Origin of the sequence: Telluria beijingensis (assembly GCF_030770395.1) — a bacterium.
In the GTDB taxonomy this organism is placed as follows: Bacteria; Pseudomonadota; Gammaproteobacteria; order Burkholderiales; family Burkholderiaceae_D; genus Telluria; species Telluria beijingensis.
The window spans coordinates 283,554-310,033 of record NZ_CP132480.1 but is presented as its reverse complement, the minus strand read 5'-3'; the positions used below and the strand labels follow the sequence as shown (position 1 = coordinate 310,033).

The 26,480-nt window shown below is 65.7% G+C and carries 26 protein-coding genes; 14 read left to right on the top strand and 12 right to left on the bottom strand.

The features are described 5' to 3' along the window. The first annotated feature begins 60 nt into the window (after nt 1–60). From yjgA to Q9246_RS01365, 3 genes are read left to right on the top strand one after another with little or no spacing between them, the layout of a single operon-like run. Nucleotides 61–660, top strand: a complete 600-nt coding sequence (gene yjgA / locus Q9246_RS01375; protein WP_306394861.1) for a ribosome biogenesis factor YjgA — start codon at nt 61–63, stop codon at nt 658–660. After that, nucleotides 638–1,270, top strand: a complete 633-nt coding sequence (gene mog / locus Q9246_RS01370) for a molybdopterin adenylyltransferase (RefSeq protein ID WP_306394860.1) — start codon at nt 638–640, stop codon at nt 1,268–1,270. The genes yjgA and mog overlap by 23 nt, the downstream gene beginning before the upstream one ends. Nucleotides 1,271–1,282: 12 nt before the next feature. Then, on the top strand, nt 1,283–1,951 hold the full coding sequence (locus tag Q9246_RS01365) for an alpha/beta hydrolase (protein ID WP_306394858.1): 669 nt from the start codon (nt 1,283–1,285) through the stop codon (nt 1,949–1,951). On the opposite strand, the gene Q9246_RS01360 is transcribed toward Q9246_RS01365, so the two are convergent. Beyond that, on the bottom strand, nt 1,941–3,272 hold the full coding sequence (locus Q9246_RS01360; protein WP_306394856.1) for an aspartate aminotransferase family protein: 1,332 nt from the start codon (nt 3,270–3,272) through the stop codon (nt 1,941–1,943). The two genes, Q9246_RS01365 and Q9246_RS01360, sit on opposite strands and share 11 nt — an antisense overlap. Nucleotides 3,273–3,389: 117 nt before the next feature. Here Q9246_RS01360 and Q9246_RS01355 point away from each other — a divergent pair, with 117 nt between their 5' ends. Then, nucleotides 3,390–3,944 (top strand): carboxymuconolactone decarboxylase family protein, encoded by a 555-nt coding sequence (locus Q9246_RS01355; RefSeq protein WP_306394855.1) that lies wholly within the window; start codon nt 3,390–3,392, stop codon nt 3,942–3,944. 42 nt (nt 3,945–3,986) lie between these two features. Here Q9246_RS01355 and Q9246_RS01350 read toward each other — a convergent pair whose 3' ends face one another. The 3 genes from Q9246_RS01350 to Q9246_RS01340 all read right to left on the bottom strand — a co-directional run bounded on the left by Q9246_RS01350 (nt 3,987) and on the right by Q9246_RS01340 (nt 5,840). Further along, nucleotides 3,987–4,835: a fumarylacetoacetate hydrolase family protein gene (locus tag Q9246_RS01350; RefSeq protein WP_306394853.1), complete on the bottom strand. Its 849-nt coding sequence runs from the start codon at nt 4,833–4,835 to the stop codon at nt 3,987–3,989. Nucleotides 4,836–4,911: 76 nt separating this feature from the next. Then, nucleotides 4,912–5,274, bottom strand: a complete 363-nt coding sequence (locus Q9246_RS01345; protein WP_306394850.1) for a c-type cytochrome — start codon at nt 5,272–5,274, stop codon at nt 4,912–4,914. Beyond that, nucleotides 5,271–5,840 carry a c-type cytochrome gene (locus tag Q9246_RS01340; RefSeq protein WP_306394849.1) on the bottom strand — a complete coding sequence of 190 codons (570 nt, stop codon included), beginning with the start codon at nt 5,838–5,840 and terminating at the stop codon, nt 5,271–5,273. Before Q9246_RS01340 ends, Q9246_RS01345 begins: the two co-directional genes overlap by 4 nt. Before the next feature lie 86 nt (nt 5,841–5,926). Here Q9246_RS01340 and Q9246_RS01335 point away from each other — a divergent pair, with 86 nt between their 5' ends. The 4 genes from Q9246_RS01335 to Q9246_RS01320 are packed head-to-tail and all read left to right on the top strand — an operon-like array spanning nt 5,927 to nt 10,126. Beyond that, the gene (locus Q9246_RS01335) at nt 5,927–6,322 is read left to right on the top strand and encodes a c-type cytochrome (protein ID WP_306394847.1); all 396 of its coding nucleotides are present in this window, start codon (nt 5,927–5,929) and stop codon (nt 6,320–6,322) included. Next, entirely contained in the window at nt 6,319–7,281 is a 963-nt protein-coding gene (coxB, locus tag Q9246_RS01330; protein WP_306394846.1) for a cytochrome c oxidase subunit II, read from the top strand. Before Q9246_RS01335 ends, coxB begins: the two co-directional genes overlap by 4 nt. Beyond that, nucleotides 7,278–9,797 carry a cytochrome c oxidase subunit I gene (gene ctaD, locus Q9246_RS01325; protein WP_306394845.1) on the top strand — a complete coding sequence of 840 codons (2,520 nt, stop codon included), beginning with the start codon at nt 7,278–7,280 and terminating at the stop codon, nt 9,795–9,797. Before coxB ends, ctaD begins: the two co-directional genes overlap by 4 nt. After that, complete coding sequence (locus Q9246_RS01320; RefSeq protein ID WP_306394843.1) at nt 9,797–10,126, top strand: hypothetical protein; 330 nt, start codon at nt 9,797–9,799, stop codon at nt 10,124–10,126. Before ctaD ends, Q9246_RS01320 begins: the two co-directional genes overlap by 1 nt. 156 nt (nt 10,127–10,282) lie before the next feature. Here Q9246_RS01320 and Q9246_RS01315 read toward each other — a convergent pair whose 3' ends face one another. The 3 genes from Q9246_RS01315 to Q9246_RS01305 are packed head-to-tail and all read right to left on the bottom strand — an operon-like array spanning nt 10,283 to nt 14,342. Then, nucleotides 10,283–11,599 carry a PQQ-dependent sugar dehydrogenase gene (locus Q9246_RS01315; protein ID WP_306394841.1) on the bottom strand — a complete coding sequence of 439 codons (1,317 nt, stop codon included), beginning with the start codon at nt 11,597–11,599 and terminating at the stop codon, nt 10,283–10,285. Between the two features lie 60 nt (nt 11,600–11,659). Next, nucleotides 11,660–12,931 carry an MFS transporter gene (locus tag Q9246_RS01310; RefSeq protein WP_306394839.1) on the bottom strand — a complete coding sequence of 424 codons (1,272 nt, stop codon included), beginning with the start codon at nt 12,929–12,931 and terminating at the stop codon, nt 11,660–11,662. A gap of 19 nt (nt 12,932–12,950) precedes the next feature. Continuing rightward, nucleotides 12,951–14,342, bottom strand: a complete 1,392-nt coding sequence (locus tag Q9246_RS01305) for a KamA family radical SAM protein (RefSeq protein WP_306398049.1) — start codon at nt 14,340–14,342, stop codon at nt 12,951–12,953. 291 nt (nt 14,343–14,633) lie between these two features. Between Q9246_RS01305 and Q9246_RS01300 the strand changes: the two genes are divergently transcribed. After that, complete coding sequence (locus Q9246_RS01300) at nt 14,634–15,089, top strand: cache domain-containing protein (RefSeq protein ID WP_306394837.1); 456 nt, start codon at nt 14,634–14,636, stop codon at nt 15,087–15,089. Between the two features lie 116 nt (nt 15,090–15,205). Next, nucleotides 15,206–16,918 (top strand): methyl-accepting chemotaxis protein, encoded by a 1,713-nt coding sequence (locus tag Q9246_RS01295; RefSeq protein ID WP_306394836.1) that lies wholly within the window; start codon nt 15,206–15,208, stop codon nt 16,916–16,918. Nucleotides 16,919–16,983: 65 nt separating this feature from the next. On the opposite strand, the gene Q9246_RS01290 is transcribed toward Q9246_RS01295, so the two are convergent. Next, entirely contained in the window at nt 16,984–17,553 is a 570-nt protein-coding gene (locus tag Q9246_RS01290) for a DNA-3-methyladenine glycosylase (RefSeq protein ID WP_306394835.1), read from the bottom strand. A gap of 160 nt (nt 17,554–17,713) precedes the next feature. Here Q9246_RS01290 and Q9246_RS01285 point away from each other — a divergent pair, with 160 nt between their 5' ends. The 3 genes from Q9246_RS01285 to Q9246_RS01275 all read left to right on the top strand — a co-directional run bounded on the left by Q9246_RS01285 (nt 17,714) and on the right by Q9246_RS01275 (nt 20,175). Then, nucleotides 17,714–18,571: an HDOD domain-containing protein gene (locus Q9246_RS01285; RefSeq protein ID WP_306394834.1), complete on the top strand. Its 858-nt coding sequence runs from the start codon at nt 17,714–17,716 to the stop codon at nt 18,569–18,571. Between the two features lie 68 nt (nt 18,572–18,639). Beyond that, nucleotides 18,640–19,818, top strand: coding sequence for a tetratricopeptide repeat protein (locus tag Q9246_RS01280; protein WP_306394831.1), 1,179 nt, complete (start codon nt 18,640–18,642; stop codon nt 19,816–19,818). Between the two features lie 15 nt (nt 19,819–19,833). Continuing rightward, a complete protein-coding gene (locus tag Q9246_RS01275; RefSeq protein WP_306394829.1) occupies nt 19,834–20,175 on the top strand; it encodes a YciI family protein in 342 nt (113 codons plus the stop codon). Nucleotides 20,176–20,252: 77 nt separating this feature from the next. Here Q9246_RS01275 and Q9246_RS01270 read toward each other — a convergent pair whose 3' ends face one another. Both Q9246_RS01270 and Q9246_RS01265 read right to left on the bottom strand, forming a co-directional pair. Next, nucleotides 20,253–20,774, bottom strand: coding sequence for a hypothetical protein (locus tag Q9246_RS01270; protein ID WP_306394828.1), 522 nt, complete (start codon nt 20,772–20,774; stop codon nt 20,253–20,255). A gap of 24 nt (nt 20,775–20,798) precedes the next feature. After that, nucleotides 20,799–21,299: a DNA-deoxyinosine glycosylase gene (locus Q9246_RS01265; protein ID WP_306394827.1), complete on the bottom strand. Its 501-nt coding sequence runs from the start codon at nt 21,297–21,299 to the stop codon at nt 20,799–20,801. 90 nt (nt 21,300–21,389) lie between these two features. Between Q9246_RS01265 and Q9246_RS01260 the strand changes: the two genes are divergently transcribed. Further along, nucleotides 21,390–21,674 (top strand): CopG family ribbon-helix-helix protein, encoded by a 285-nt coding sequence (locus Q9246_RS01260; protein WP_306394826.1) that lies wholly within the window; start codon nt 21,390–21,392, stop codon nt 21,672–21,674. A gap of 122 nt (nt 21,675–21,796) precedes the next feature. On the opposite strand, the gene Q9246_RS01255 is transcribed toward Q9246_RS01260, so the two are convergent. Together Q9246_RS01255 and Q9246_RS01250 are read right to left on the bottom strand one after the other, a co-directional pair. Next, on the bottom strand, nt 21,797–23,296 hold the full coding sequence (locus tag Q9246_RS01255; RefSeq protein ID WP_306394825.1) for an efflux transporter outer membrane subunit: 1,500 nt from the start codon (nt 23,294–23,296) through the stop codon (nt 21,797–21,799). A 1-nt stretch (nt 23,297) separates the two neighbouring features. After that, a complete protein-coding gene (locus Q9246_RS01250; RefSeq protein WP_306394822.1) occupies nt 23,298–26,477 on the bottom strand; it encodes an efflux RND transporter permease subunit in 3,180 nt (1,059 codons plus the stop codon). Nucleotides 26,478–26,480: the final 3 nt, after the last annotated feature.

Sequence of the window (26,480 nt, the reverse complement as noted above, 5' to 3'; positions counted from 1 at the left end):
CATAGCAGCCGTTTACCGTTTTCACTGATCGGCCCAGCGCCAATCAAATCCATTCATATCATGCCTAATCCAAATCGCGGCTCGGTCGGCTTCCAGTCGAACGAATTCGAACCCGAATACGACCGCCCTTCCAAGTCGGAACTCAAGCGCCAGTCGAACGAGTTGCAAAAGCTCGGCGAACAGCTCGTCGACGCCCCGCGCGACCGCGTCAAGCGCGTGCCGATGCCGGACGATATTCGCGATGTCATCCTTGAAACCCAGACCATCACCAACCACGAAGGCCGCCGCCGCGCGCTGCAGTTCGTGGGCAAGAAGATGCGCACCCTGGACGAGGAAGAAATCGCCGTCATCCAGCGCACCATCGACAGCTGGAAAGGCGCCTCGAAGGCCGAGACGGCCGCCCTGCACGCGCTCGAGCGCCGCCGCGAAAAGCTCCTCGCCGACGACAAGGCGCTGACCACCCTGCTCGAAGAAAATCCCGAACTCGACGTCCAGCACCTGCGCACGCTGATCCGCAACGCGCGCAAGGAAGTTGCCGAATCCAAGCCGCCGAAGGCCTACCGCGAGATCTTCCAGATCCTGAAGGACCTGGGCAAGAAGAAGAAAGCCGACGCCGACGCTGAAGAAGAAGGCAACGATGACGAGTCCGAATCCGAGTAACAGCGCGAGTAATCCAGAACTGGTGATCGGCCTGGTGTCGGTCTCCGACCGCGCCAGCGGCGGCGTGTACGAAGACAAGGGCATTCCCGCCTTGACCGAATGGCTGGCCGGGGCGATCACGACCCCATATCGCATCGAGACGCGCCTGATCCCCGACGAGCGCGCCGCCATCGAGGCGACCCTGGTCGAGCTGGTCGACACGGCGCGCTGCCACCTGGTGCTGACCACCGGCGGCACCGGCCCGGCGCGACGCGACGTTACGCCCGAGGCCACGCTGGCCGTCGCCACGAAAGAGATGCCCGGATTCGGCGAGCAGATGCGCCAGATCAGCCTGCGCTTCGTGCCGACTGCCATCCTGTCGCGCCAGACCGCCGTGATCCGCGAGACGCTTGAGCATGCGGCCCTGATCATGAACCTGCCGGGCCAACCGAAGTCGATCAAGGAAACCCTCGAAGGGCTGAAGGACGATGCAGGCAACACGGTCGTCGGCGGCATTTTCGCGGCCGTCCCCTATTGCATCGACCTGATCGGCGGTCCGTACATGGAAACCGACCCGGCCGTGAGCAAGACCTTCCGTCCCAAATCGGCGCTGCGTACGCCAACCGTTTAAACAAGAGAGTCTATGAGCCAGCTGCTGGAAAACATCGAGATCGAAACCGCGCCGAATCCGTCCATTGCGATCATCTGGCTGCACGGCCTGGGCGCCGATGGCAACGACTTCGTGCCGATCGTGCGCGAACTCGACCTGGCCGGCCTGCCCGGCATCCGTTTCGTGTTCCCGCATGCGAACACGATGCCGGTGACGATCAATGGCGGCTACGTGATGCGCTCGTGGTACGACATCGTCGCCACCGACCTGGTGCGGCGCGAAGACGAAGCCGGCCTGCGCGCCTCGCAGCTGCAGGTCGAGGCGCTGATCGCGCGCGAGAAGGCGCGCGGCATCCCGGCCTCGCGCATCATCCTGGCCGGCTTCTCGCAGGGCTGCGCGATGACCCTGCAGACCGGCCTGCGCCACCCGGAGCCACTGGCCGGCATGATGTGCCTGTCGGGCTACCTGCCGCTGGCAAGCGTCGCCGGCGCCGAGCGCACCGAGCAAAGCAAGGCCACGCCGATCTTCATGGCGCACGGCGTGCAGGATCCGGTGGTGCCGTTCGCGCGTGCCGAAGACTCGCGCAAGGTGCTCGAATCGCTCGGCTACCAGGTCGAGTGGCATGCCTACCAGATGCAGCACACCTTGTGCCTGGAAGAGGTGCAGGACATCGCGAAGTGGATTCGTAAAGTTATCGCGTAGGGTTAACAGCTGCATCCACTGCCTCTGCCAACCGCGACACGATCTCCGACAGATCCGCCGGCGTCGCAATGAACGGCGGCGCCAGCAGCACATGGTCGCCGTGCTGTCCATCGATCGTCCCTCCCATCGGATAGACCAGCAGGCCGCGCGCCATCGCCTCGGCCTTGATCGCCGCATGCAGCTTGCGCTCAGGCGCGAACGGCTCCTTCGTTTCACGATCCTTCACGAATTCCAGCGCCAGCAGCAGCCCGCGCCCGCGGATGTCGCCCACGTGTTCGTGCACCCCGAACACGTCGCCCAGCATGCGCCGCAGCACCGCGCCGCGGCTGCGCACCCGCGCCAGCAAGTCGTCGCGCTCGATCACCTGCTGCACCGCCAGCGCCGCGCTGGCCGCCACCGGATGGCCGATATAGGTGTGCCCATGCTGGAACATGCCGCTGCGGCTGCGCAGGCAGTCGACGATGGCCTGGTGCGCCAGCACCGCGCCGATCGGCTGGTAGCCGGCGCCCAGGCCCTTGGCCACGGCCACGATGTCGGGCGCCACGCCGTCCTGCTCGATCGCGTACATGGTGCCGGTGCGGCCCATGCCGCACATGACTTCGTCGGCGATGAACAGGATGCGATGCCGGTCGCATATCTCGCGCACGCCCTGGAAATAGCCTGGCGTGGGCGGGATGGCGCCGCCGGTCGCCCCCACCACCGTCTCGGCCACGAAGGCGATGATGTTCCCGGCGCCGGCGCGCAGGATGGTGGTTTCCAGCTCGTCGAGCAGGCCGGCGGTGTAGTCGTCGACGCTCACGCCATTGGCGCGGCCGCGGTATTCGTAGCAGGCCGAGACCCGCAGCGCATCCTTCAACAGCGGCGCGAAGGCGCGCCGGCGCCACTCGTTGCCGCCCACGCCCAGCGCGCCGAGCGTGTTGCCGTGATAGCTCTGGCGGCGCGCCAGGAAGCAGGTGCGCTGCGGCTCGCCCATCTCGACCCAGTACTGGCGCGCCAGCTTGAGCGCGGTCTCCATCGCCTCGGAGCCGCCCGAGACGAAATACACGCCGCCCATTTCTGGCGGCCCGCCGTCGACCAGGCGCTTGGCCAGCTGCTCGGCCACATCGGTGGTGAAGAAGGCGGTGTGGGCATAGGCGCAGCGGTCGATCTGGCGGTGCATGGCCGCGATCACGTCCGGGTGGCCGTGGCCCAGCGAAGACACGGCGGCGCCGCTGCTGGCGTCGATATAGGCCTTGCCGTCGGTGTCGCGCAGGATGATGCCTTCGCCGCCGGCCGCGAGGGGCGGCACCTGGCGCAGGCTGCGGTGGATGATGTGGCTCATGACAGGCGATCCTCCAGTGGAAACGACACTTGACGATAAGCGCGCCGGCAGCGGCTTCTTTTGATTTTTAGCGCAGGCCGTGCGAATATTTCCGTGGATTCACTTTTGGTGCAACACATGAGCGAGCGCCTCGGCCCCATCCTTGACCACGAACTGAGCGCGGCCCAGCGCGCCGCCGCCCAGGAGATCGCCGCCGGCCCGCGCGGCGCCGTGTACGGGCCCTTCGTGCCGCTGCTGCGCAGTCCCGAACTGATGAGTCATGCACAGCGCATGGGCGAATACCTGCGCTACCGCAGCGCGATCGGGGGACGGCTGTCGGAGCTGGCGATCCTGGTCACGGCGCGCCAGTGGGACCAGCAGGTGGAATGGGCGATCCATGCGCCGATCGCGGCCCAGGTGGGCATTCCCTCATCGGTGATTGCGGCCATCGCGGCGCGCGAGCGGCCGGCCGACATGCTGGTGGACGAGGCGGTGGTGCACGACTTCTGCGTCGAACTGCACGAGCACAAGGCGGTATCGGACCGGGTGTATGCGGACGCGCTCGCGCTGTTCGGCGAGCACGGCGTGGTCGACCTGATCGGGATCAACGGCTACTACACCCTGCTGGCCATGGTGATGAATACGGCGCGCACCAGCGTGCCCGAGGAGGGCGCGTGGCGCATGCCGGATTGAGTGGAGAGAAAACTTGGGTCCCCGCCTCCGCGGGGATGACGCTTATTTGGGGAAGGCGACCACGTCGGCCTGCTGCTCGCCCAGGCCAGCAATCCCCAGGCGCAGCTGGTCGCCCTTCTTGAGGAAGCGCTGCGGCGCACGGCCCATGCCCACGCCCGGCGGAGTGCCGGTGGTGATGATGTCGCCCGGCTCCAGGGTCATGAAGCGCGACACATAGCTGACGATCTGCGCCACGCTGAAGATCATGCTCGAGGTATTCCCGGTCTGCATCCGCTTGCCATTCAGTTCCAGGTACAGGTCGAGGTCTTGCACGTCGTAGATCTCGTCGCGCGTGACCAGGAAGGGACCGACCGGGCCGAAGGTGTCGCAGCCCTTGCCCTTGTCCCACTGCGAGCCCATCTCGAACTGGAAGGCGCGCTCGGAGACGTCGTTGACCACGCAGTAGCCGGCCACGTGCTTCAGTGCTTCTTCTTCGGTCACATACTGCGCGCGTTCGCCGATGATCACGCCCAGTTCGACTTCCCAGTCGGTCTTCTTCGAGCCTTTCGGCAGCTGGATCGGGTCGTCCGGGCCGTTCAGGGAGCTGATCGCCTTGGTGAAGAACACCGGCTCGCTCGGCATCGTGGACCTGGTCTCGGCGACGTGGTCGGCATAGTTCATGCCGATGCCGATGAATTTGCCGACGCCCTTGACCGGCACGCCCAGGCGCGGATTGCCGCGCACCAGCGGCAGCGTCTTGTGGTCGATCTTCGCCAGCTTGCGCAGCGCCTTGCCGGACAGCTGCGACGGATCGATGTCGTCGATGATCCCGGACAGGTCGCGCAGGCGGCCCTCTTCGTCGAACAGGCCCGGCTTCTCTTTGTCCGGGCGGCCATAGCGCACCAATCTCATTATGTTCTTCCTCGGTCGTGAACGCGCAGGCCGTGGCAGCCCGCGTCAAACCGCGAATGATAGCAAGGATCGTCGCTTATTGACTGAGCAGATAGGCGCTGATGTCGATCGCGTCACGCTCGCTCACGCCCAGGTTCGGCATCGCATTGCCCGGATCGATGGCTTGCGGGTCCATGAGCCAGCGCGCCAGGTTGTGCTGGTTGTTCGGCAGCTTGCCCGCGATGTAGCGGCGCTCGGCCATGTCGTCCAATGGCCGGCCGACATAGACCTTCGAACCGGGGATGCTGGGGACGATGTGGCAGGAGTGGCAGGCGTATTGGGTCAGCGCTACCTTGCCGCGTTCCGGGTCGCCCTGGATGCCGGGCGCGGGCCGGGTCGGACCGCAGCCGGCCAGCAGCATGCCGAGGATCGCCAGCGCGGCGATGCGGGTACGGTTCATGGCGCCTCCCCTGCGGTCGATGACTGGGCGACGGGATCCCCGGTCAGGCGCCGGAAATCGCCCTGCGTCATGCCGGGCATGGCGCTGACAAACGCCACCACGTCCCACAACTCGTCTTCGCTCAGGTGGTATTCCCAGGCCGGCATGCCGCTCATCTTGACCCCATGGCGGGTGATCCAGTACAGCTCGCGCGCCTTCCAGTTGGTGTCGGCATCGACCAGCGGCCCCGGCGCCGGCTGCATGCTCAGGCCATGCAGCGACGGCGCCACGCCCGGGCCGCCATGGCATTGCACGCAGTTGGCCTGGTACAGCGCGGCGCCGCGCGGCACCCGTGCCGGCGCACCCAGGTCGGCGGGCGCCACGATATCGCGCGCATGGTGGGCAACCGAGGCCTGCATGCCCTGGGCCAGCACGGTATAGATGAACGGATAGTGCTGCTCGGTGGCGCTGATGTCGTAGAAGCCGCCGCGCAGCACGACCAGGCCGCCGATGGCGCCGGCCACACCCAACCCCGTCAGGGTCAGCGCGATGGTCTTGACGATAAGTCGTGCACGATTGGATAGCATAACCTAGGGCGTTCCGTTAAAAAAATGACATCTAATTTCTTGTATTATAAAAGCCACAGCTTTTTCACGAAAAACCAACCGTGCGCATGAATATCTGTCAATACGATCGCCTGCATCCGGCCTGGCGCACCGGCGCCATGCTGCTGTGCGCCGTGCTGGCGAGCGGCTGCGGCAGCCAGGACAAGTCCAGCCGCGTCGAAGGCGGCGACCCGGAGCGCGGCCGCCTGCTGACCCAGCAATACCAGTGCGCCGCCTGCCACTTCATTCCCGAGGTGCAGGGCACGAACGGCGATGCCGGCCCTTCGCTGCAGTACATGGGCCGCCTGAGCTATATCGCGGGCAGCATCCCGAACCAGCCCGAGAACATGATCCGCTTCCTGCAGAACCCACCCGCGGTCAAGCCCGGCACCCTGATGCCGGCGCTCGGCATTTCCGAACAAGAGGCGCGCCATATGGCGGCTTTCATGTACACCCTGAAATGAACGACCTGCAATCCGTCCTCCACCCGGCCGGCGCCGACGCCGCCATCATCCACCAGTTCACCTGGGTGCTGTTCATCGGCGGCACGCTCATCTTCGTGTTCGTGATGGCCTTGCTGGCGCTCGCCATGCGGCGACAGGCGCGCCCGGTCAGGCCCGGCATCTGGCTGTTCGGCGCCGGCATCGCCTTCCCGGTGGTGGTGCTCACCGCCCTGCTGGCATGGAGCACCTGGCGCAGCGCGCAACTGGCCGAACAGACCTCGCACAAGGCGATGAGCATTTCCGTCACCGGCAAGATGTGGTGGTGGGAAGTGCGCTACCGCGACCCTGCCAGCAATCGCGAGATCATCACCGCCAACGAAATCCACATCCCGGTCGGCGAACCGGTCTATCTCGGCATGACGGCCTCCGACGTGATCCACAGCCTGTGGGTGCCGGCGCTGGCCGGCAAGCGCGACATGATTCCGGGCCGCGTCACCGGCCTGACCCTGCGCGCCGACAAGCCGGGCGTCTACCGCGGCCAGTGCGCCGAATACTGCGGCGAGCAGCACGCGCGCATGGCCTTCCACGTGATCGCCCTGCCGCGCGCCGAATTCGACGCCTGGCTGGCGCGCCGGGCCCAGCCCGCGCTGCCGGCCGACACCACCGTGCTGCAGCGCGGCCGCGACGCCTTTTTGGCGCAGCAATGCCAGGCCTGCCACACCATCCGCGGCGTGACCGACGTGCCGCCGTTCTCGCAGCAGGAACGGATCGCCGACACCTCGCGCCTGGGGCCGGACCTGACCCACGTCGGCAGCCGCCGCGAGATCGCCGCCGGTACCCTGCGCAACCACCGCGGCACGCTGGCCGGCTGGATCGCCGACCCGCAAGCCATCAAGCCGGGCGTGTTCATGCCGCCCACCCCTGACCTGGACGGCGAGACCCTGCGCGCAATGGCCACCTATCTCGAGCACCTCAAATGACGACGCGCGACGCTACCCTGAACGACGAATTGCCGAACCCGCTGCCGCGCCCTCCACTGGAGCTGACCCGCCTCGAAGAGGTCTGGGAAACGCCGCGCGGCTGGCGCTTCTTCAAGTCGGTCAACAACACCAATATCGGCCTGCTGTACATCGGCACGGCGATCCTGTTCTTCATCCTGGCCGGCATCCTGGCCCTGATCATGCGGGTGCAGCTGGCGGTGCCGGACAACGACCTGGTGGCGGCCAGCACCTACAACCAGATCTTCACGATGCACGGCACCGTGATGATGTTCCTGTTTGCGATCCCGATCGTCGAGGCGATCGCGGTCTACCTGCTGCCGAACATGCTCGGCGCGCGCGATTTACCCTTCCCGCGCCTGTCGGCCTACGCCTTCTGGGCCTATGCCTTCGGCGGCCTGGCCTTCTTCTGCACGCTGTTCTGGGGCCTGGCGCCGGATGGCGGCTGGTTCATGTATCCGCCGCTGACCGGCATGAAGTATTCGCCCGGCCTGAACGCCGACTTCTGGCTGCTGGGGATCGGCTTCATCGAGATCTCGGCGATTGCCGGCGCGATCGAGCTGATCGTCGGCATCCTGTTCACCCGCGCGCCGGGCATGACCCTGCGCCGCATGCCGGTGTATGCCTGGGCGATGCTGGTGGTGGGCGTGATGATCATCATCGCCTTCCCGGCCGTGATCGCCGGCACGGCATTGCTGGAGCTCGAGCGCGCGCTGAACATGCCGATCTTCGATCCCGAGCGCGGCGGCGATCCGCTGATCTGGCAGCACCTGTTCTGGTTCTTCGGCCACCCCGAGGTCTACATCATCTTCCTGCCGGCGGCCGGCATGATCTCGACCATGATCCCGACCATCGCCCAGAACCGCCTGGTGGGGCGGCGCGTGATCGTGGTGGCGCTGGTCGGCGTCGGCATCTTCAGCTTCGGCCTCTGGGCCCACCACATGTTCACCGCCGGCCTAGGCGTGCTCGAGATGAGCCTGATCTCGGCGGCCAGCATGGCGGTCGCGATCCCGACCGGCATCCAGGTGTTCGGCTGGATCGCCACGCTGTGGAGCGGGCGGATAAAAATGAATGCGCCGACCCTGTTCATGCTCGGCTTCATGTTCATCTTCGTGCTGGGCGGGCTGACCGGCGTGATGGTGGCCGTGATCCCGTTCGACTGGCAGGTGCACGACACCTATTTCATCGTCGCCCACCTGCACTACGTGCTGATCGGCGGCATGGTGTTCCCGGTGTTTGCCGCCATCTATTACTGGCTGCCGCTCATCAACGGCAACCAGATGTCCGAGCGCTGGGCCAAACCGATCTTCTGGCTGCTGTTCGGCGGCTTCAACATCACCTTCTTCCCGATGCACATCACGGGCCTGTACGGCATGCCGCGCCGGGTCTATACCTACTCGCACGAGATGGGCTGGGACTGGCTCAATATGCTGTCGACCGTGGGCGCCTTCATGTTCGCCCTCGGCATCGTGGTCATGATCGTCGACGCCACCCGCACCCTGCGCCGGCCGAAGAAAGACACCGGTAATCCGTGGAATGCGGCCACGCTCGAATGGCTGCCCAACGAGGACTACGGCAACCGCAGCATCCCGATCATTACTTCCGACGATCCCTTGTGGGACCAGCCGACCCTGTCGAAGGAAGTCGAGGAAGGCCGCCACTACCTGCCCGGCACCGTCACCGGCCGCCGCGAGACGATCGCCACCAGCCCGGTCAGCGCGACGCCGACCTACCTGATGATCCTGCCGAGCGACAGCTGGCTGACCGTGATCGGCGCGGCCGGCACCGCCGGCTTCTTCCTGCTGCTGACCGTGAAGGCGATGGTGCTGGCCTTCATCTGCGGCTTCATCGCGATCGCTTCCATCATCGGCTGGCTGTGGCAGTCCGACCGCAGCGTGAACATGACACGGGCGCCGGTCGGCGGCGGCCTCGAACTGCCGATCGGCGCGCGCGGCGTGGCCTCGCATTCGTGGTGGGGCACCTTCATCATGCTGATCGTGATCTACGGGATCTTCTGGTCCTTCGCCTACACCTATATCCACACCTCGATGCGGCTCGAGATCTGCCCACCGCCGGGGGCCTCGCTGCCGGATGGGATGTACACCATCGGCGCAGCCGCGCTGCTGCTGGCGGGTTCCGGCCTGGTCTGGTTGAGCGGCCGCCTCACGAACCATGGCATGGCCTGGACCACGCTGGCGGCGCTGGCCTGCACCACGGCCGCCTTCCTGCTCGACGTGCATAGCTGGCGCCTGGTGCACCTGGACGGCACCAGGGATGCGTGGAACGCCTCGATCTCGATCATGCTCGGCTTCCAGGGCGTGATGCTGTTCGTGCTGCTGCTGGGCGCTCCTTACCTGTGCGTGCGCGCCTGGCGCGGCCTGGTCAAGCCTGAAAACCGCGCCACGCGCGACAATATCGCGCTGATCTGGCATTACGTGACCCTGCAGGGCCTGACCGCCATGGTGGTGATCCGCGGCCTGCTGCTGGTGATGGATTGATGATGGACGACCAATTCTTCCGGCGCGCCACGCGCGCCTCGCTTCCCTTCCTGATCTGGGCCGCGCATTTCGGCTTCAGCTATATCGTGGCGGCGGCCCAGTGCACGCCCGGCGCCTGGCGGCCGGAGGGGCCGAATCCCTGGCTGCTGGGGGGTGTCACGCTGCTGGCCATTGCGGCCTGCGTGTGGATCGGCATCGTCGCCGGCAAGCGCCTGCGGGCCGGGTCGACCGAGTTCGTGGACTACGTGGCCGCGGCCAGCGCGGTGCTGGCCGTGGTGGCGATTGCGTGGATGGGGATTCCGGTACTGCTGGTGAGTGGGTGCGCCTGACGGCGCATTCGAACCCGCTGCCTAGATACGTCGTTCCCGCGCAGGCGGGAACCCAAGTTTCATGCACTGACGCTACGGCGAACAATGGTGGCAGCGCGTAGGACTTGGGTACCCGCCTGCGCGGGTACGACCTTAATAGTTGGTGCTTTACGCGAATTAACCCGGATCCGGCACCACGCGCCAGATCACGTTGCCGACATCGTCGGCCACCAGCACTGCCCCCTTATGGTCGACCGCGACGCCCACCGGCCGGCCATGGGCTTCGCCCTCCTTGTTGACGAAGCCGGTCAGCATCTCGACCGGCTTCCCGTTCGGCATGCCATCCTTGAACGGCACCAATACCACGTTATAGCCCGACCGCGGCTTGCGGTTCCATGAACCGTGGTTGCCGATGATGGCGCCGTTCCTGTACTGCGCCGGCAGCAACGCTCCTTCGTAGAAGGCCAGCCCAAGCGCCGCCACGTGAGCGCCCAGCGCGTAGTCCGGTACGATTGCCTTTTCCACCAGGTCGGGCCGCGGCGGCTCGACCCGGGTGTCGACGTGCTTGCCGAAGTAGCTGTATGGCCAGCCATAGAAGCCGCCATCCTTCACCGAGGTCAGGTAGTCGGGCACCAGGTCGCTGCCGATCAGGTCGCGCTCGTTCACGACCGTCCACAAGGCGCCGGTGTCCGGGTTCCACGCCATGCCGTTCGGATTGCGCAGGCCCGATGCGAACACGCGCGTCTGGCCGCTCGCGATATCGATCTCCAGGATCGCGGCGCGGTCCTTCTCGTTCTCGATGCCGTTCTCGGCGACGTTGCTGTTCGAGCCCGTGGTCGCGTACAGCTTGCTGCCGTCCTTGCTGGCGATGATGTTCTTGGTCCAGTGGTGGTTCAGCGGACCGCCCGGCAGCGGCGCCACCTGCTGCGGCTTGTCGAGGATTTCGGTCGCCCCTTCCCGGTACGGGAAGCGCACCACCGCATCGGTATTGGCCACGTATAGCGAGTCGCCCACCAGCGCCATGCCGAACGGCGAGTGCAGGTCCTTGATGAACACGCGCTTCAACTCGGCCACGCCATCGCCATCGGCATCGCGCAGCAGCGATATGCGGTTCGCGCTCGCCACGCCGGCGCCGGCGCGCGCCATCACCTTGCCCTGCACCCAGTTGACGATGCCTTTTTTCGCGGGCCGTTCCGGCGCATTGGTCTCGGCCACCAGCACGTCGCCATTGGGCAGCACGTAGACCCAGCGCGGATGGTCGAGCGCGGTGGCGAAGGCGTTCACCGCCAGGCCCGGCGCCGGGGTCGGCGTCGTGTTCGCGGGCCAGCCCTTGGCCGGCGCGATCTGCACGGTCGGGATCAGCGTCCTGTTCGGCGCCTTCAATATCGGTTGCGGACCGACGTCGGCGCCCGCCGGCAAGGTCGATTTGTCGCCGCAGGCCGCCAGCAACAGCATGCCGGCGCCCGCGCACAGGAGCGGAAGTGGTTGACGCATGACGTTCCCCCAGAATACGAATGGGGGAAGTGTATCTGACAATAAATGTTGCCTCGCACGTTACGGCTGAGCAAGCCCAGCCGTCAGCGTGATGCGCCGGCGCGCGAAGCGCCACAGGCCCGGCAGCTGGATCAGCAACAGCAGGGCAAACGCGGCGCGGTAGGCCTCGGGCGGCGCGCGGCCGAGCGCATCGGGCGTCCACAGGCCAATCACCAGCCCGAAGCCGGCCTGCACCAGGAAGGCGCCGATGAAGATCAAGAGATTCAGGAAAGTGGCCGCGCGCCCCGTCAGTTCGCGTGGCATCGATTGCGCCACGATGGCGTATTCGATGCCGGTGATCGTGCCCACCAGCGTGAACATCACCGACAGCATCGCGAAGCTAGGCCGGTAGCCGATCACGAACGCCGCCTGCACCAGCACGAAGAAAGTGATGCCGGCGGCCGCCACGTCGAGCGGCGGCATGCCGCGCCGCCCGGCCCACTCGGTGACCATGCCGACAGCGATCGCGCCGAATACCACCGCCGCCATGCCCAGGTAGAGCAGGTAGGCGACCGCGGGCTCGGAAAAGCGCCCCGCATCGGACAGCCAGCGCCCGATCCACAAACCCTGCACGCCGAAGAACACCGCATGCGGGATCAGCACCAGCGAGGCCACCGCCCTGAAACTCGGCGCGCGCCAGACTTCGCGCAGGGCCGGCAGCAGCGGTCCGCGCTGGGCGGCGGGACCATCGGCCTTCGGGTACAGCAGCGCGATCAAGAGGCCGGTACACGCCACCAGCGCCGCCAGCAGGCAGAACAGGCCGCGCCAGTCGGTGTATTCCAGCGCGGCGCGCACCGGCATGGTGGCGCTGGCCGCGCCCATGCCGCCGACCGCGATCAGGTAGCCGTGCACCGACGGCAGCCGGTTGGGCGCGATCCAGGTGGAGATCGCCTTGACCGCCGCCATGAAGCAGCCGCCCAGGCCGCAGCCCATGATGGCGCGCGCCGCCAGCAGGCCATAAAAGCTGCTGCAGTGCGCGAACAGCAGCGCGCCGCCTGACGCGAGCAGCAGCATCACTACCTGCACCCGGCGCGGCCCGTAGCGGTCGAGCGCCATCCCGACCGGCAACTGGACCAGGGCGAAGGCGAAGAAGAACGCGCTGGTCAATAATCCGAGCTGGCCCGGCGTGAGCGCCAGCACCCCCACCAGGTGCGAGGCCAGCACCGCGTTCACGTTGCGCAGCAGCGAAGACAAAAAGTGCCCGAGCGCGAACGGCAGGAAGACGTAGAAAAATACCCCCACGCCGGACAGGCGCAGGGGTGCCGGCGAAACCAGGCTGCTGGCGGGCTGCATCGCTGACACGCGATCGGCGTCAAGCCGCGTCGGGCTGGGCTTCGCCGCCGCGCTGGCCGGCCGGCACCAGCGGGATTACCCGTCCGCCGGGGCCGCGCAGCGGGCCGCCGCTTTCGAGCTCGAAGAAGAAGCGGTCACGCCCGAACGCGGGCTTCAGGTGGTCGAGCCAGGTGGCATTGGCGTCGAACTTGGCGAAGAACGGCCGGCGCACCCATTCGGGATTGCGCGCCTGCAGGAACTGCAGCGCGAACAGCTTTTCGCCATTGATGGTGACCACGCCGTCGATCACGACCTTGCCCGGGAAGGCGCTCATCGACGGCCCGCGCACGGTGCGCGACAGGCCGGAGACCATCGAATACGCCTCCTGGAAAATCTCGTGGGCGCGCGCCAGCGGCAGCGCGAAATAGTCGCGCGGGCCGGTGTCGCGCTCGACGAACATGTAATAGGGAATGGCGCCCAGGCGCACGCCGGTGGTCCACAGCTCGGCCCAGCTCTTCGGGTCTTCGTTGATGTGGCGGATCAGGGGGCCCTGCATGCGCAGGGTGGCGCCGGTGCCGACGATGCGCTTGACCGCCTGCTGGGCGATCGGCTGGCGGATCTCGACCGCGTGGTTGTAGTGGCCCATGATGGCCAGGTTCTTCCCGCTTGCCACCACCTTCTCGAACAGGCGCAGCAGGTCGTCGCTGTCCTTGTCCGACACGAAGCGCTGCGGCCAATAGGCGACCGACTTGGTGCCGATGCGGATGTTCTGGATGTGGCCCAGCTCGGGCGCCAGCAGCGGTTCGAGGAATTCGGCGAGCGAGCGCGTATTCATGATCATCGGATCGCCGCCGGTGATCAACACGTCGGTCACGTCCGGATGCATCTTGAGGTAGGCCACCAGCTCGCTGCACTCGCGCGCATCGAACTTCATGTCGTCCATGCCGACGAACTGCGGCCAGCGGAAGCAGAAGGTGCAATACGCGTGGCAGGTCTGGCCGGCGCTCGGGAAGAACAGCACGGTTTCCTTGTACTTGTGCTGCAGGCCCTTGAGCGGCGCGTCGTTCACGCGCGGCACGTTATGGGTCATCTGGCCGGCCGGGTGCGGGTTCATGCGCATGCGGATGTCGTGCACCAGGCGCGCGATGGCGGCATCGCCCTTCTTGTGCAGCACCAGCTCGCGCAGTTGCTCGTATTCGTGGGCGGGCAGCATGTCGCGGTGCGGGAAGGTCAGGCGGTAGATCGGGTCGTCGGGCACGCGCTTCCAGTCGATCAGCTCATCCATCACATAGGCGTTGGTGCGGAACGGCAGCACGTGGGACACCACCTGCACCGCTTCCTGCAGCTCGGGCGTGAGCCATTCCCATTGGCGCGCGGTGACAATCGATTGGCGCGTGTACGGCTTGAACTTGGAGGGCGTCGATGCGGTCATGGTCACGAGAATTCTCCAGGAAAGACGGGATAGGCGGCGAGTTGCCGGGAAGCACCCATGTTAGGGAGCCTGTATGCAACAGGAATTGCCACCAATCAATCAGACTGTCTTCTGGGCCGGAGCTAAGACAAACCAGTAGCGCGGTAGGAAAAAATGAGGCAAGGACACAACGCGACCGCTCGTCGGGCCTTGCCGTTGTGCGAACGCAATCTGGCGCCGTCGCGGCTCGGTACATTAGTGCGTGCACTTGAGAAATATCCTACAAGCACTCCACGCGAAAGGAAGCCACCCATGAAGATGATTGCCACCGCTGCCGCCCTGTGCCTGGGGCTGGCCTCCACGACCGCCCTGGCCAATGAACCGACCGAGAAAGACGCCATCGCGATGGCCGAGCGCGGCGCCGCCGTGATCAAGGCCAAGGGCAAGGCCGAGATGATGAGGCTTATCAATGCCAAGGATCCGAGCTTCGTCCAGGGCGCGCTGTATGTCGACCTGCGCGACGTCAAGACCGGCATCGTGCTCGCCCACCCCTACAACCCATCGATCGTCGGCAAGGACCTGACCGACGTGCCGGATGCGAACGGCAAGAAATACCGGCGCGAGATCATCGAGCTGGCCGCCGCCAAGGGCAAGGGCTGGGTCGATTACCAGTACAAGAATCCGACCACGGGCAAGATCGAGCCGAAGACGACTTATATCCTGCTGGTCGACGACGTGGTGCTGGAGGCGGGCATTTACAAGAAGTGAGTTACTGAAGGCGTCGTCGCGACGCTGGCAAACTTGGGTCCCCGCCTGCGCGGGGACGACGGCGGCTCGGCATGCGATGGCGTGGCCGAGACGCCATCTCTCACGGAGTGACTCCCATGCTGAACAAACTGCGGATCGGCCAGAAACTGCTGCTGGCCCCGGGACTCGTGCTGGTCCTGCTGACCCTGCTTTCGGCGGCCGCCTATTACGGCATGGTGCGCCAGAACGCATCGCTCGAACACATGGTGCAGGTGCGCGCCGCGCGCCTGCAGGCGGTGGCCGACGTCGCCGGCGAGGCGCGCTTCGCGCATGCCAACGCCTATCAGTTGCTGGCCTGGGTCAACGGCAGCTTCGCCCAGAACCGGCTGGCGGCCCTGACGTCGGACATACAGCGCAAGCATGCTGCCATCGGCAACAAGCTGGGCAAGTTCGCGCTAGGCGCAGAGGCGAACGAACGCGCGCCGATCGAAGCTTCGCAGGCGGCGCTGGCGCGCTACCGCAAGGAGATCGGCGAGACCATCGAAATGGCACAGGTCGACCAGTCGATCGCCACCAACTCGATGCAGAAGGCCGAGCAGCAGTTCGTCGCCCTTGATGCCGAACTGACCCGCCTGGCGCAGGTCGAGAAGCAGATGAGCGAGGCCGCCCACGCCGCCGCCAAGGCGGAATTTCGCGGCCTGGGATGGACGATGGCCGGCCTGGTGCTGCTGTCGATCGGACTGTCGCTGGTGGTGACGATGCTGGTGCGGCGTTCGATGCTGGCCGGTATCCATGCGATCTCGCACACGGTCGGCGAACTGGCCGAGGGCCGGCTCGATGCACCGCCGCTCAAGGCCCGGGGCCGCGACGAGATCGACGACACCGCGCGCGCGCTGGACCACACCATCGCGCGCCTGAACGCCGCCCTGCACAGCGTGATGAACGCAGTGCGCTCGATCGACACGGCGTCGCAGGAAATCGCCAGCGGCAACCTCGACCTGTCGACCCGCACCGAGATGCAGGCCGGCTCGCTCGAGCAGACCGCCAGCACGATGGAGACCCTGACCACGGCGGTCAAGGACAATGCCAGCAATGCGCGCCAGGCGTCCGAACTGGCGGCGGCGGCGGCGCAACTGGCCTCGCGCGGCGGCCAGGCGGTGCAGCAGGCAGTGACGACGATGGAATCGATCCAGGCCAGCTCGCGCAAGATCGTCGAGATCATCGGCGTCATCGACGGCATCTCGTTCCAGACCAATATCCTGGCCCTCAACGCGGCCGTGGAAGCGGCGCGCGCCGGCGAACAGGGCCGCGGCTTTGCGGTCGTGGCGTCCGAAGTGCGCACGCTGGCCCAGCGCTCGGCGGCGGCGGCCAAGGAGATCAAGGGCCTGATCGCCGATTCGGTGAGCATCATCGAGCGCGGCAATGCCTCGGTCAGCGAGGCCGGCGCCAGCATGGGCGACATCGTGTCGTCGGTGCGCCAGGTGAACGACATCATCGGCCGCATCAGCATCGCCAGCACCGAGCAGGCCGACGGCATCGCCGAGGTCAATCGCGCGGTGGGCCAGATGGACGGCATGACGCAGCAGAACGCGGCCCTGGTCGAGCAGGCCGCGGCGGCGGCCGAGAGCCTGCACGAGCAGACGGTCAACCTGGCCAAGGCGGTGGCGATCTTCCGCATCGCGCCCGGGCTGGATGCCGATGGGGCGATCGGCGAAGCGCCGCAGGAACCGGTGGCGGAAGAAGCGCCGGACGGCTTCCAGGGCGTGGGAGAACGGCGCGCCGCGGGCAGCGCGATGCGTGGGGGTCCGGTGCGCGCCCTGCCCGCGGCTTCAACACGGCGGCGCGCCTGAAGCGCCGCAGAAACGGATACGCTCGCTAGCCAGCACGTCGCACCCGCGAAGGCGGGTGCCCAAGTTCAGCGGAACGGCCTGCTCACAAATTTCGACCCGGCCAACCCAAACCGCCACGGCACATCAACCGCCTTCGATATGCCGATGCGCGGCCCCGCCACCAGCGCCAATCCCGCCTCGGCCGGCGACAACGCGAACGGCGCCTGCGACAACGCCATGCCGTTATGCGCGCGCGTGACGCCGAGGGCCTGGCACAGCTTCCCCGGCCCGGAACACAGCAGGCGCTCATCGAGCGCATCGCGCCGCGCGCGCATGACGTCCAGCCCCGCGACCGGCTCCAGCGCGCGGATCAGCACTCCGGCGCCATGGCCGGCCTCCTGGCACACGAAATTCAGGCACCAGTGGATGCCATACGACCTGTAAACATAGGCATGCGCGGGCGGCCCGAACATCGACGCATTGCGCTCGGTCGGTCCCGAATACGCATGCGAGGCCGGGTCCTCGTGGTCATAGGCTTCGGTCTCGACAATGCGCCCGCCAACCCCGTCCACCAGCACCGTGACGCCGATCAGCTGGCGCGCCACGACGTCGGCCGGCTTCGAGAAATCGATCCCTGCAATTGTAGAAATCACCATGGCCCGATTCTAGCGCGGGACAGGGCGACCCGCCGTTTTGGTGAAATTGATACATGAACAGGGCGATAATGACATTGCCTTGCTGCAATATCGAAATGACTCGGGTATAGTGGCAGCGTCCTCCGCATTTCCGCGAAGCCCACTCGCGTCCTCACTCTCCATGAACACCGTCGCCGAGCCCATTCCGCAGTTCGACCAGGTCGATGCCTTGATCAAGTCGATCCGCATTCCGCCGCGGCCAAGCCTGCTTGCCGACCTGCAGCGCGAACTGGCGGCGGAAGATCCTTCGCTGGACGCCATCGGCAAGATCGTGGCGAGCGACGTCGGCATGTCCGGCGCACTCCTGAAGCTTGCCAATTCTGCCATCTATGGCGGCCGCCGCAAGGCCAAGTCGATCGAGCAGGCCATCCTGTTCCTGGGCATCAACCAGGTGGCGGCGATGATGACCGGCCTGCTGGCGCGCCAGGCGATTCCCGCCAACAGCGCGGCCCTGGCCAGCTTCTGGGACATCTCCACCCGCCGCGCGCAGGCGATGGTGTTCCTGTCGCGCCGCCTGCGCATGGGCGAGGCGGACGTGGCCCATACCTTCGGCCTGTTCTGCGACACCGGCGTGCCGCTGCTGATGGAGCGTTTCAAGGATTACAACGTCACCTATGGCGCGGCTTCGATGGAAGCCACCCGCCCCTTCACCGCGCTCGAGGTGGAACGCCACGACACCAGCCACGCCGCCGTCGGCTGCCTGCTGGCGCGCAACTGGGGCCTGTCGGACCACGTGTCCTGGGCCATCCTGCACCACCACGACTACGCGGTGATCGACGACGCCTCCACCGCCGCGCCGGTGCGCTCGCTGGTGGCGCTGTCGCTGCTGGCCGAGAACGCGATCTGCCGCTACCAGGGCCACGCCGAGTCGAACGAATGGAACAAGGGCGGCCTCGCGGCCTGCGCCTATCTTGGCCTGTCCGACGAAGAAACCGCCGAGATCCTGGACGAATTGCTGGAAGCCTTCCACGAAGACTGAAGTGCTTTGACTTCTGCCTGACGCGGGCGGATACTTCATCGTAAATACCTTGCGCGCAAGGAGGAGACATGAAGACCCTCGTGACTGGATTGCTGTCGCTGTCCCTGATACTGGGCGGCTGCGCCAGCACCGCACCCTCTTCCAATCCGCCGGCGGCGTTGTTCGCCGACGACCGCTTCGCACCTCCCTCCGAGCCGGTGGGCGCCGGAGAACTCTTCGCGCTCAGCGCCGAGATGCGCGACTACCTGAAAAGTCCCGCCTTCACCAATCTGCTGCGCACCAAGGGCACCCGCCATGGCCTGGTCGAAGCCTTGTACCGCAAGACCGACCTGAAACTGGAATACGAGTCGCGCATCACGCGCACCGCGAGCCAGACCTACGCCGCGCGCATGGGCAACTGCCTGTCATTGGTGATCATGACGGCCGCCTTCGCGAAGGAACTCGGCATGCCGGTCTACTTCCAGAGCGTGGACGTCGAGAACAGCTGGAGCCGCACGGAAGGACTGTACCTGTCCAGCGCCCACATCAACGTGGGCCTGGGCCAGCGCCTGGCCGACAACCTGGGCGGCTATAGCCCCGACCGCATGCTGGTCGTAGACTTCATTCCGCGCGAGGACGCGGCGAAGTTTCGCTCGCGCGAGCTGGACGAGCAGGACGTCGTCGCCCTGTACCTCAATAATCGCGCGGCCGAGTCGCTGGTGCAGGGCCATCTCGACGATGCCTACTGGTGGGCGCGGGCCGCGGTCGAAGCGCGGCCGGGCAAGGCGAATGCGCTCAACACCCTGGCCGTGATCTACCAGCGCCGCGGCGAACTGGCGCTGGCCGAGCGTGTGTTCCAGGTCGCGCTCACCCGCGAGCCCGAGAACCTGGCGGTACTGCGCAACCTCGAACCGCTGCTGGCGGCGCTTGGCCGGCCGCAGGAAGCGCAGGCGCTGGCCAAGCGGATCGCCTCGATCGAGCCGACGCCGCCCTATTTCCATTTCGACCAGGGCATGGTGGCGCTCAAGGCCGGCAATTTCGATGCGGCCGTGGCGCACTTCGAACGCGAAGTGAAGCGCGCGCCGTACAACGACGAGTTCAGGTTCTGGCTGGGGATCGCGCACCTGAAGCTGGGGCACTTGGGCGATGCGCGCGAGCATATCGCGCTGGCGGTCGATCACAGCACGCGCGGGGATATGCGCGAGGTGTATTCGGCCAAGCTGGCGCATTTGCGCAAGGTAACGGGCACGGGAACACGGATCCGCTAACTGACTGGCAAACCCATGACAAAATTCCTTGTGTCCTTCCCTGCGAGTGCGATGAACGTTCCTGCCGAAGAGATGGCGGCTGTCAGCGAAGCGTCGCGCGCGGTGATTCGAGAGGCGAAAGCTGCCGGAATCTACGTATTCGGCGGAGGAATCAATAGCGAGGTCGGGTCGACGATGGTGGCGGCCGACGGCAGTTGCACGAGCGAGACCTATCCGCAGACGGCGCAATTCGATGGCGGCTTTTGTGTGCTCGAACTTGCGTCACGCGCCGATGCCGTTCAATGGGCGGCAAGGCTCGCCACGGCCTGCCGCTGCGCGCAAGAGCTGCGCGAGTTCTACTACGATCCTGAAAGTTGACCAGGCGTCGTTGCGAGAAAACGGGCTCGGTGCGCGTGCAGCTACTCCGGGTCATGCCGCAGGCTATGCAATAGAAATTAGTTGCAGTGATCGTTTGATTGTCGTGGTCGAAGGTTGTTCCTGGCCCAGACCCTCAACGATTTCAACATCGCCTCGTTGGAAACCAGGAACGCCTGCGCATTATGTAGTTCATTATCGGCAGTACCGAAAACACCTGGAGTTCGGTTACCCGCATCGCTGATCAGCAAGCGAAGTACTGAATTGTCCTTCAGGTGCAAATCGATTGCATTACGCAACCGGAACCGATGCGGTCCCTGCTCCGATAACGTCACACCATCGCGCAGAATGTCGAGCAGCTCCAGGTTTTTATCAGACCCTGGATCAGTGACATAAATGCACCCGTTCGTAAAAAGTTGTGCCTCCGTCACAGGTGCATATGTATCGATATGCAGCCCGTAAAACGCAAGCGTCACACGTCTTATTTCGTCCGGCTGCGGCAAATTGGCAATCTTCTCGACCGCCAATGCTGAAGAGCATATCGACACCAGGGACAGTGCTGCCAGAGCTGAAGCGGTGAATGATCTCTTGAAAATCTTCATAGTGTAAGAATCCTCAGGAAGCCATCATCCGCCGCAGTGCAGGCCGCGCCAGACTTCGAGCTTCTGTTCGAATGACATCGTCATATGTGCGGGCGAGCTCGATGGCAGTATCAGGGTACGATATCCAGCAGCACTGAATTGCGGCGCGAACTTGCCGGAAGCCTGGCCGTTGAAGCCGACTGTTTCCAGTAAAGGACATAATTGGCGCAGGCGGTCGAAATCATTGGCCGCCGGCTTGCGAATTGCCGAATCCAGACTGCCGATCCGCTCACACTCTCCAAGCACGTCCCACAGCCCGACACCATGAGCCAGCAGGCGCGGCAGTCGTTCGGCATAAGCCAGTGCAGCCAGATCGTCTTGCACGACGTTCGACATAAGGCGCCAGAATTGATTGCGCGGATGCGCGTAATACTGGCCGGCGGCGAGCGATGCGGCGCCTGGGAAGCTGCCCAGGACAAGAATACGCACTTGGGCGTCGAGCACCGGCGCCAGGCCGGTGAGAGTGGAGACAATTGCCTTCTGCATGGCGGCATTGTAACGCTCGTCTGCACTCGTCCTTGATCCATGGGCGCGAAGGCGCTACCTTGGTAACACCGCCCTCCGATGGACCAGATCATGTCGACAACATCGCTCAAGCTCCCCGATGAACTCAAGCAGCGGGTAATCAATGCCGCTCAAGAACTCGGGATCAGCCCACATGCATTCATGGTGGACGCGATCCGCCAGGCTGCCCACGCTGTCGAGCAACATTCGACCTTCGTCAGGCAAGCGCGCGAGGCAAGGGAAGAGATGCTGGGAAATGGTGATGGACATGCGCCTGATGAAGTTCGGGCGTATCTACGCAGCCGTCTCGAGTGTCGTCACGTTGCCAGGCCATCCCGTAAGCCATGGCGAGAGTAAGCTGCTCCAGCTGTGCCCTAAAGCCCATACAGCAAGCATCATAAAAAAAAGCGGCGGCACGCTTTCACGCACCGCCGCAAAGGGCAAAACACCTGCTAGAACCGGATCAGCGGATCAGCGGATCAGCGCTGCGCCAGCGTCGTACTCCCCGCCTGCGGCGCATCCCAGCCACCGCCCAGCGAGCGAATCAGCGCCACGGTGGTCATGGCACGGTCGCCACGCAGCTGCACCGCGCTACGCTCGACCGCCGCCAGGTTGCGCTGCGCATCGAGCAGTTCCAGATAGCTCGACCGCCCCGCGTCATACAGCTTCTGCGCCAGGTCGGCCGAACGGCGCGCCGACACCACGGCGGCGTCGATCTGCGCCGACTGGCCGGCCAGGATGCGCAGGCCGGACAGGTTGTCCTCGACTTCCGCGAACGCCACCAGCACGCTCTGGCGGTAAGTACCGACCGATTCCTCGAGCGCCGCTTCGCTGCGCACGACATTGTTGCGATTGCGACCGCCGTCGATCAGGGGCATCGACGCCAGCGCGCCGACCACCCACGAACGGCTGCTCCACTTGAACACTTCCGAGAACACGCCGCCCACGCCGCCGCCGTCGGCGCTGATGGTCAGCGCCGGGAACATCGCGCCGCGCGCCACGCCGATGCGGGCATTGGACGCTTCCATCGCGCGCTGGGCGGCGACGATGTCGGGACGGCGCTCGAGCAGGGTCGATGGCAGGCCGGCCGGGATCGCCGGCATCAGGCTCGAATCGAGCAGCGGACTCGGGCCGGCCACGTAGTCGGCCGCTGGTTTACCCAGCAAGACCGCCAGTGCGTGCTCGGTCGTGGCGCGCTGGCGCTGCACGCCGATCGCTTCGGCGCGCGCCGTGGCCAGCTCGGTGCGGGCGCGCGACAGGTCGAATTCGCCGATGTCGCCCAGGTCGAAGCGGCGCTGGGTCACGCCCACGCTTTCTTCACGCAGGCGCACGGTCTGGTCCACCGTCACCAGTTCGGCGTCCAGCGCGCGCAGCCTGAAATAGGTCTGGGCCACGTCGGCCTGCAGCGCCAGCAGCACCGAGCGGTAGTTCGCCTCGGACGTTGCCGCGTCGCCGCGCGCCGCCGACACGCCGGCCGCCACGCGGCCGAACAGGTCGACCTCGTAACTGGCCGACAGGCGCGCGGTATAGGTGTTGCGCGCTTCGGTGTCGGTGCCTTGCGGCAGGTTCGACTCCAGCGCCGACGGGCGCGCACGCTGGGCGCCGATGCCGATGCCCACTTGCGGGATGCGGTCGGCTTCGGCAATGCCGGCAATCGCCCGCGCCTGCTTGACGCGGCTGGCCGCGACCGACAGGTTCGCGTTGTTGGCGGCTGCTTCCTCGATCAGCGCGGTCAACGCCGGATCGTTGAAGGCCAGCCACCACTGGCCGCGCGGCTGCTGCTCGGCCGGCTGCGCCGGCTTCCAGCGCGCGCCGTCGATGCCGGCCACTTCCACGTCGGCCGCTTTCGGCGCCTGCGACTCGCGGAAGGCGCTTGGGGTGGCCACTTGCGGCTGCACGAAATCAGGGGTAGCGCAGGCAGTCAGCAACAGGGCCGCCAGCAGCGGTGCCACACCGCGTCGAATGAATGGATTGTTCATCTCAATGTACTCCTTCCGTGCTGTGCGCCACGGCAGGCGCCTTCGCAGGTTTTTCGAAACGCTTGGCCAGCATGCGCAGCAGCACGTAGAACAGCGGCGTCAGGAACAGGCCGAAGAAGGTCACGCCCAGCATGCCCCAGAACACGGCGATACCGATCGCGTGGCGCATCTCGGCGCCGGCGCCGCTCGAGAACACCAGCGGCACCACGCCGGCGATGAAGGCGATCGACGTCATCAGGATCGGACGCAGACGCAGGCGGGAAGCTTCCAGGGCGGCGTCGACGATGCTGCGGCCATGGTCTTCGAGTTCGCGGGCGAATTCGACGATCAGGATCGCATTCTTCGAGGCCAATCCCACCAGCACGAACAGCGCGATCTGGGTGAAGACATTGTTGTCGCCACCGGACAGCTTGACGCCAGCCAGTGCGCACAGGATCGACATCGGCACGATCAGGATCACCGACAGCGGCAGGGTCCAGCTTTCGTACTGGGCGGCCAGCACCAGGAATACCAGCAGCACGCACAGCGGGAACACATAGATCATGGTGTTACCCGACAGGATGTCCTGGTAGGTCAGCTCGGTCCATTCATACGCCACGCCCTTCGGCAGCGTCTCTTTCGCGATCTGTTCCATGATGGCTTGCGCCTGGCCCGACGACACGCCAGGTGCGGCGCCGCCATTCATCTCGGCCGCGACATAGCCGTTGTAGCGGGTCACGCGGTCCGGACCATAGGTGTCCTTCACGCGCATGACCGACGACAGCGGAATCATCTCGCCGCTATTGCTGCGCACCTTCAGCTGCTCGATCTGCTCGCGGTGCGAACGGAACTCGGCGTCGGCCTGCACGCGCACCTGGTAGGTACGGCCAAACTGGTTGAAGTCGTTCACGTACACCGAACCGAGGTTGACCTGCAAGGTCTGGTTGATCGCGGCCAGCGGCACGCCCAGCTGCTTGGCTTTCACGCGGTCGATGTCGGCGAACAGCTGCGGCACGTTGATCTGGAAGCCGGAGAACACACCCGCAAGCTCCGGCGTTTGCCAGGCGCGGCCCTGCAGGTTCTGCACCGCCTTGTTCAACTCGTCGTAGCCCACGTTGCCGCGGTCTTCGATCATCATCTTGAAGCCGCCCGTCGTGCCCAGGCCATTGACCGGTGGCGGCGACAGCACCAGCACGAAGGCGTCTTCGACGGCGCCCATGCGCTTGTTGATCTCGGCGGCGATGGCGTCCGCGCTCATGTCCTTGCCCTTGCGATCCTTGAACGGCTTCAGGCTGGTGAACACGATGCCGGCGTTCGGCGCATTGGTGAAGCCATTGATCGACAGGCCAGGGAAGGCGATCGACGATTCCACGCCCGGGATCTCCTTGGCGATGCTCGACATCTGGCGGATCACGGCTTCGGTGCGATCCAGCGAGGCGGCGTCCGGCAGCTGGGCGAAGCCGATCAGGTAGGCTTTATCCTGCTGCGGCACGAAGCCCGGCGGCACCGCCTTGAACATGAACACGGCGGCCACTGCCAGCGCCAGGTAGACGCCGATGGCGGCGGTCTTGCGGCGCAGGACGCCCTTCACGCCGTGCTCGTACTTCTCGGACGAGCGGGCGAAGAAGCGGTTGAAGACGGCGAAGAAGCGGCCGAATACGGCGTCGATCATGCGCGTCAGGCGATCCTTCGGCGCGTGATGCGGCTGCAGGATGGTGGCCGAGAGGGCCGGCGCCAGGGTCAGCGAGACGAAGGCCGAGATTACGGTCGAGATCGCGATGGTCAGTGCGAACTGGCGGTAGAACTGGCCGGTCAGGCCCGACACGAAGGCGATCGGCACGAACACGGCGCACAGCACCAGCGCGATCGCGATGATCGGGCCGGACACTTCCTTCATCGCCTGGATGGTCGCATCATGCGGCGTCAGGCCATTCGCGATATTGCGTTCGACGTTTTCCACCACCACGATCGCGTCGTCGACCACGATGCCGATTGCCAGCACCAGGCCGAACAGCGACAGCGTGTTGATCGAGAAGCCGAAGGCCAGCATCACGGCGAAGGTACCGACCACCGAGACCGGCACCGCCAGCAGCGGGATGATCGACGCGCGCCAGGTCTGCAGGAAGATGATGACCACGAGCGCCACCAGCACCACGGCTTCGAGCAGGGTCTTGACCACCGAATCGATCGATTCGCGGACGAACTGGGTCGGGTCGTACACGATCGAGTACTCGACGCCCTGCGGGAAGTCCTGCGCCAGCGCATCCATCGTGGCGCGCACGTCGTTCGACAGTTGCAGGTCGTTGGCCCCAGGAGCGGCGAAGATCGGAATTGCCACCGCCGACTTGTTGTTCAGCAGCGAGCGCAATGCGTACGAGCTGGAACCGAGTTCCAGGCGCGCCACGTCCTTGAGCAGGGTCGTGCCGCCGTCGGCGTTGGTCTTGAGGACGATGTCGCCGAACTGTTCGACGCTCTGCAGGCGGCCCACCGTGTTGACGGTCAGCTGGAAGTCGGCGTCCTTGGCCGGCCCCTGGCCGATCACGCCGGCCGCGACCTGCACGTTCTGTTCGCGGATTGCCTCGACCACGTCGCCCGCGGTCAGGTTGCGCGCGGCGACCTTTTGCGGATCGAGCCAGACGCGCATCGCGTATTCGCCGGAACCGAACAGCTGCACCTCGCCCATGCCATTGATGCGGGCCAGCTGGTCCTTGACGTTCAGCACCGCGTAGTTGCGCAGGTACAGGTCGTCATACTGGCCGTTGGGCGAATTCAGGTGCACCACCATGGTGATGTTGGGCGACGATTTCACCGTGGTCACGCCGATCTGGCGCACCTCTTCCGGCAGGCGCGGCAAGGCGCGCTGGACCCGGTTCTGCACCGCGGTCTCGGCCTGCTCGACATTGGTGCCGATCTTGAAGGTGACGGTCAGCGCCAGCGCGCCGTCCGAGGTGTTTTGCGAGGACATGTACAGCATGTCCTCGACGCCGTTGATCTGTTCTTCCAATGGCGTGGCCACGGTTTCGGCGATCACCTTCGGGTTCGCGCCCGGATACTGGGCGCGCACCACCACCGAAGGCGGCACCACTTCGGGGTATTCCGAGATCGGCAGCTGGAAGATCGAAATCAGGCCGCCGACGAAGATGATCACCGACAGCACCGCCGCGAAGATCGGCTTGTCGACAAAGAATCTGGAGAAGTTCATGGT

Bases quoted from the DNA above. Each gene is read 5' to 3' on its own strand.
- yjgA (WP_306394861.1), top strand. From the start codon at position 61: ATGCCTAATCCAAATCGCGGCTCGGTCGGCTTCCAGTCGAACGAATTC.
- mog (WP_306394860.1), top strand. From the start codon at position 638: ATGACGAGTCCGAATCCGAGTAACAGCGCGAGTAATCCAGAACTGGTG.
- Q9246_RS01365 (WP_306394858.1), top strand. From the start codon at position 1,283: ATGAGCCAGCTGCTGGAAAACATCGAGATCGAAACCGCGCCGAATCCG.
- Q9246_RS01360 (WP_306394856.1), bottom strand. From the start codon at position 3,272: ATGAGCCACATCATCCACCGCAGCCTGCGCCAGGTGCCGCCCCTCGCG.
- Q9246_RS01355 (WP_306394855.1), top strand. From the start codon at position 3,390: ATGAGCGAGCGCCTCGGCCCCATCCTTGACCACGAACTGAGCGCGGCC.
- Q9246_RS01350 (WP_306394853.1), bottom strand. From the start codon at position 4,835: ATGAGATTGGTGCGCTATGGCCGCCCGGACAAAGAGAAGCCGGGCCTG.
- Q9246_RS01345 (WP_306394850.1), bottom strand. From the start codon at position 5,274: ATGAACCGTACCCGCATCGCCGCGCTGGCGATCCTCGGCATGCTGCTG.
- Q9246_RS01340 (WP_306394849.1), bottom strand. From the start codon at position 5,840: ATGCTATCCAATCGTGCACGACTTATCGTCAAGACCATCGCGCTGACC.
- Q9246_RS01335 (WP_306394847.1), top strand. From the start codon at position 5,927: ATGAATATCTGTCAATACGATCGCCTGCATCCGGCCTGGCGCACCGGC.
- coxB (WP_306394846.1), top strand. From the start codon at position 6,319: ATGAACGACCTGCAATCCGTCCTCCACCCGGCCGGCGCCGACGCCGCC.
- ctaD (WP_306394845.1), top strand. From the start codon at position 7,278: ATGACGACGCGCGACGCTACCCTGAACGACGAATTGCCGAACCCGCTG.
- Q9246_RS01320 (WP_306394843.1), top strand. From the start codon at position 9,797: ATGATGGACGACCAATTCTTCCGGCGCGCCACGCGCGCCTCGCTTCCC.
- Q9246_RS01315 (WP_306394841.1), bottom strand. From the start codon at position 11,599: ATGCGTCAACCACTTCCGCTCCTGTGCGCGGGCGCCGGCATGCTGTTG.
- Q9246_RS01310 (WP_306394839.1), bottom strand. From the start codon at position 12,931: ATGCAGCCCGCCAGCAGCCTGGTTTCGCCGGCACCCCTGCGCCTGTCC.
- Q9246_RS01305 (WP_306398049.1), bottom strand. From the start codon at position 14,342: ATGACCGCATCGACGCCCTCCAAGTTCAAGCCGTACACGCGCCAATCG.
- Q9246_RS01300 (WP_306394837.1), top strand. From the start codon at position 14,634: ATGAAGATGATTGCCACCGCTGCCGCCCTGTGCCTGGGGCTGGCCTCC.
- Q9246_RS01295 (WP_306394836.1), top strand. From the start codon at position 15,206: ATGCTGAACAAACTGCGGATCGGCCAGAAACTGCTGCTGGCCCCGGGA.
- Q9246_RS01290 (WP_306394835.1), bottom strand. From the start codon at position 17,553: ATGGTGATTTCTACAATTGCAGGGATCGATTTCTCGAAGCCGGCCGAC.
- Q9246_RS01285 (WP_306394834.1), top strand. From the start codon at position 17,714: ATGAACACCGTCGCCGAGCCCATTCCGCAGTTCGACCAGGTCGATGCC.
- Q9246_RS01280 (WP_306394831.1), top strand. From the start codon at position 18,640: ATGAAGACCCTCGTGACTGGATTGCTGTCGCTGTCCCTGATACTGGGC.
- Q9246_RS01275 (WP_306394829.1), top strand. From the start codon at position 19,834: ATGACAAAATTCCTTGTGTCCTTCCCTGCGAGTGCGATGAACGTTCCT.
- Q9246_RS01270 (WP_306394828.1), bottom strand. From the start codon at position 20,774: ATGAAGATTTTCAAGAGATCATTCACCGCTTCAGCTCTGGCAGCACTG.
- Q9246_RS01265 (WP_306394827.1), bottom strand. From the start codon at position 21,299: ATGCAGAAGGCAATTGTCTCCACTCTCACCGGCCTGGCGCCGGTGCTC.
- Q9246_RS01260 (WP_306394826.1), top strand. From the start codon at position 21,390: ATGTCGACAACATCGCTCAAGCTCCCCGATGAACTCAAGCAGCGGGTA.
- Q9246_RS01255 (WP_306394825.1), bottom strand. From the start codon at position 23,296: ATGAACAATCCATTCATTCGACGCGGTGTGGCACCGCTGCTGGCGGCC.
- Q9246_RS01250 (WP_306394822.1), bottom strand. From the start codon at position 26,477: ATGAACTTCTCCAGATTCTTTGTCGACAAGCCGATCTTCGCGGCGGTG.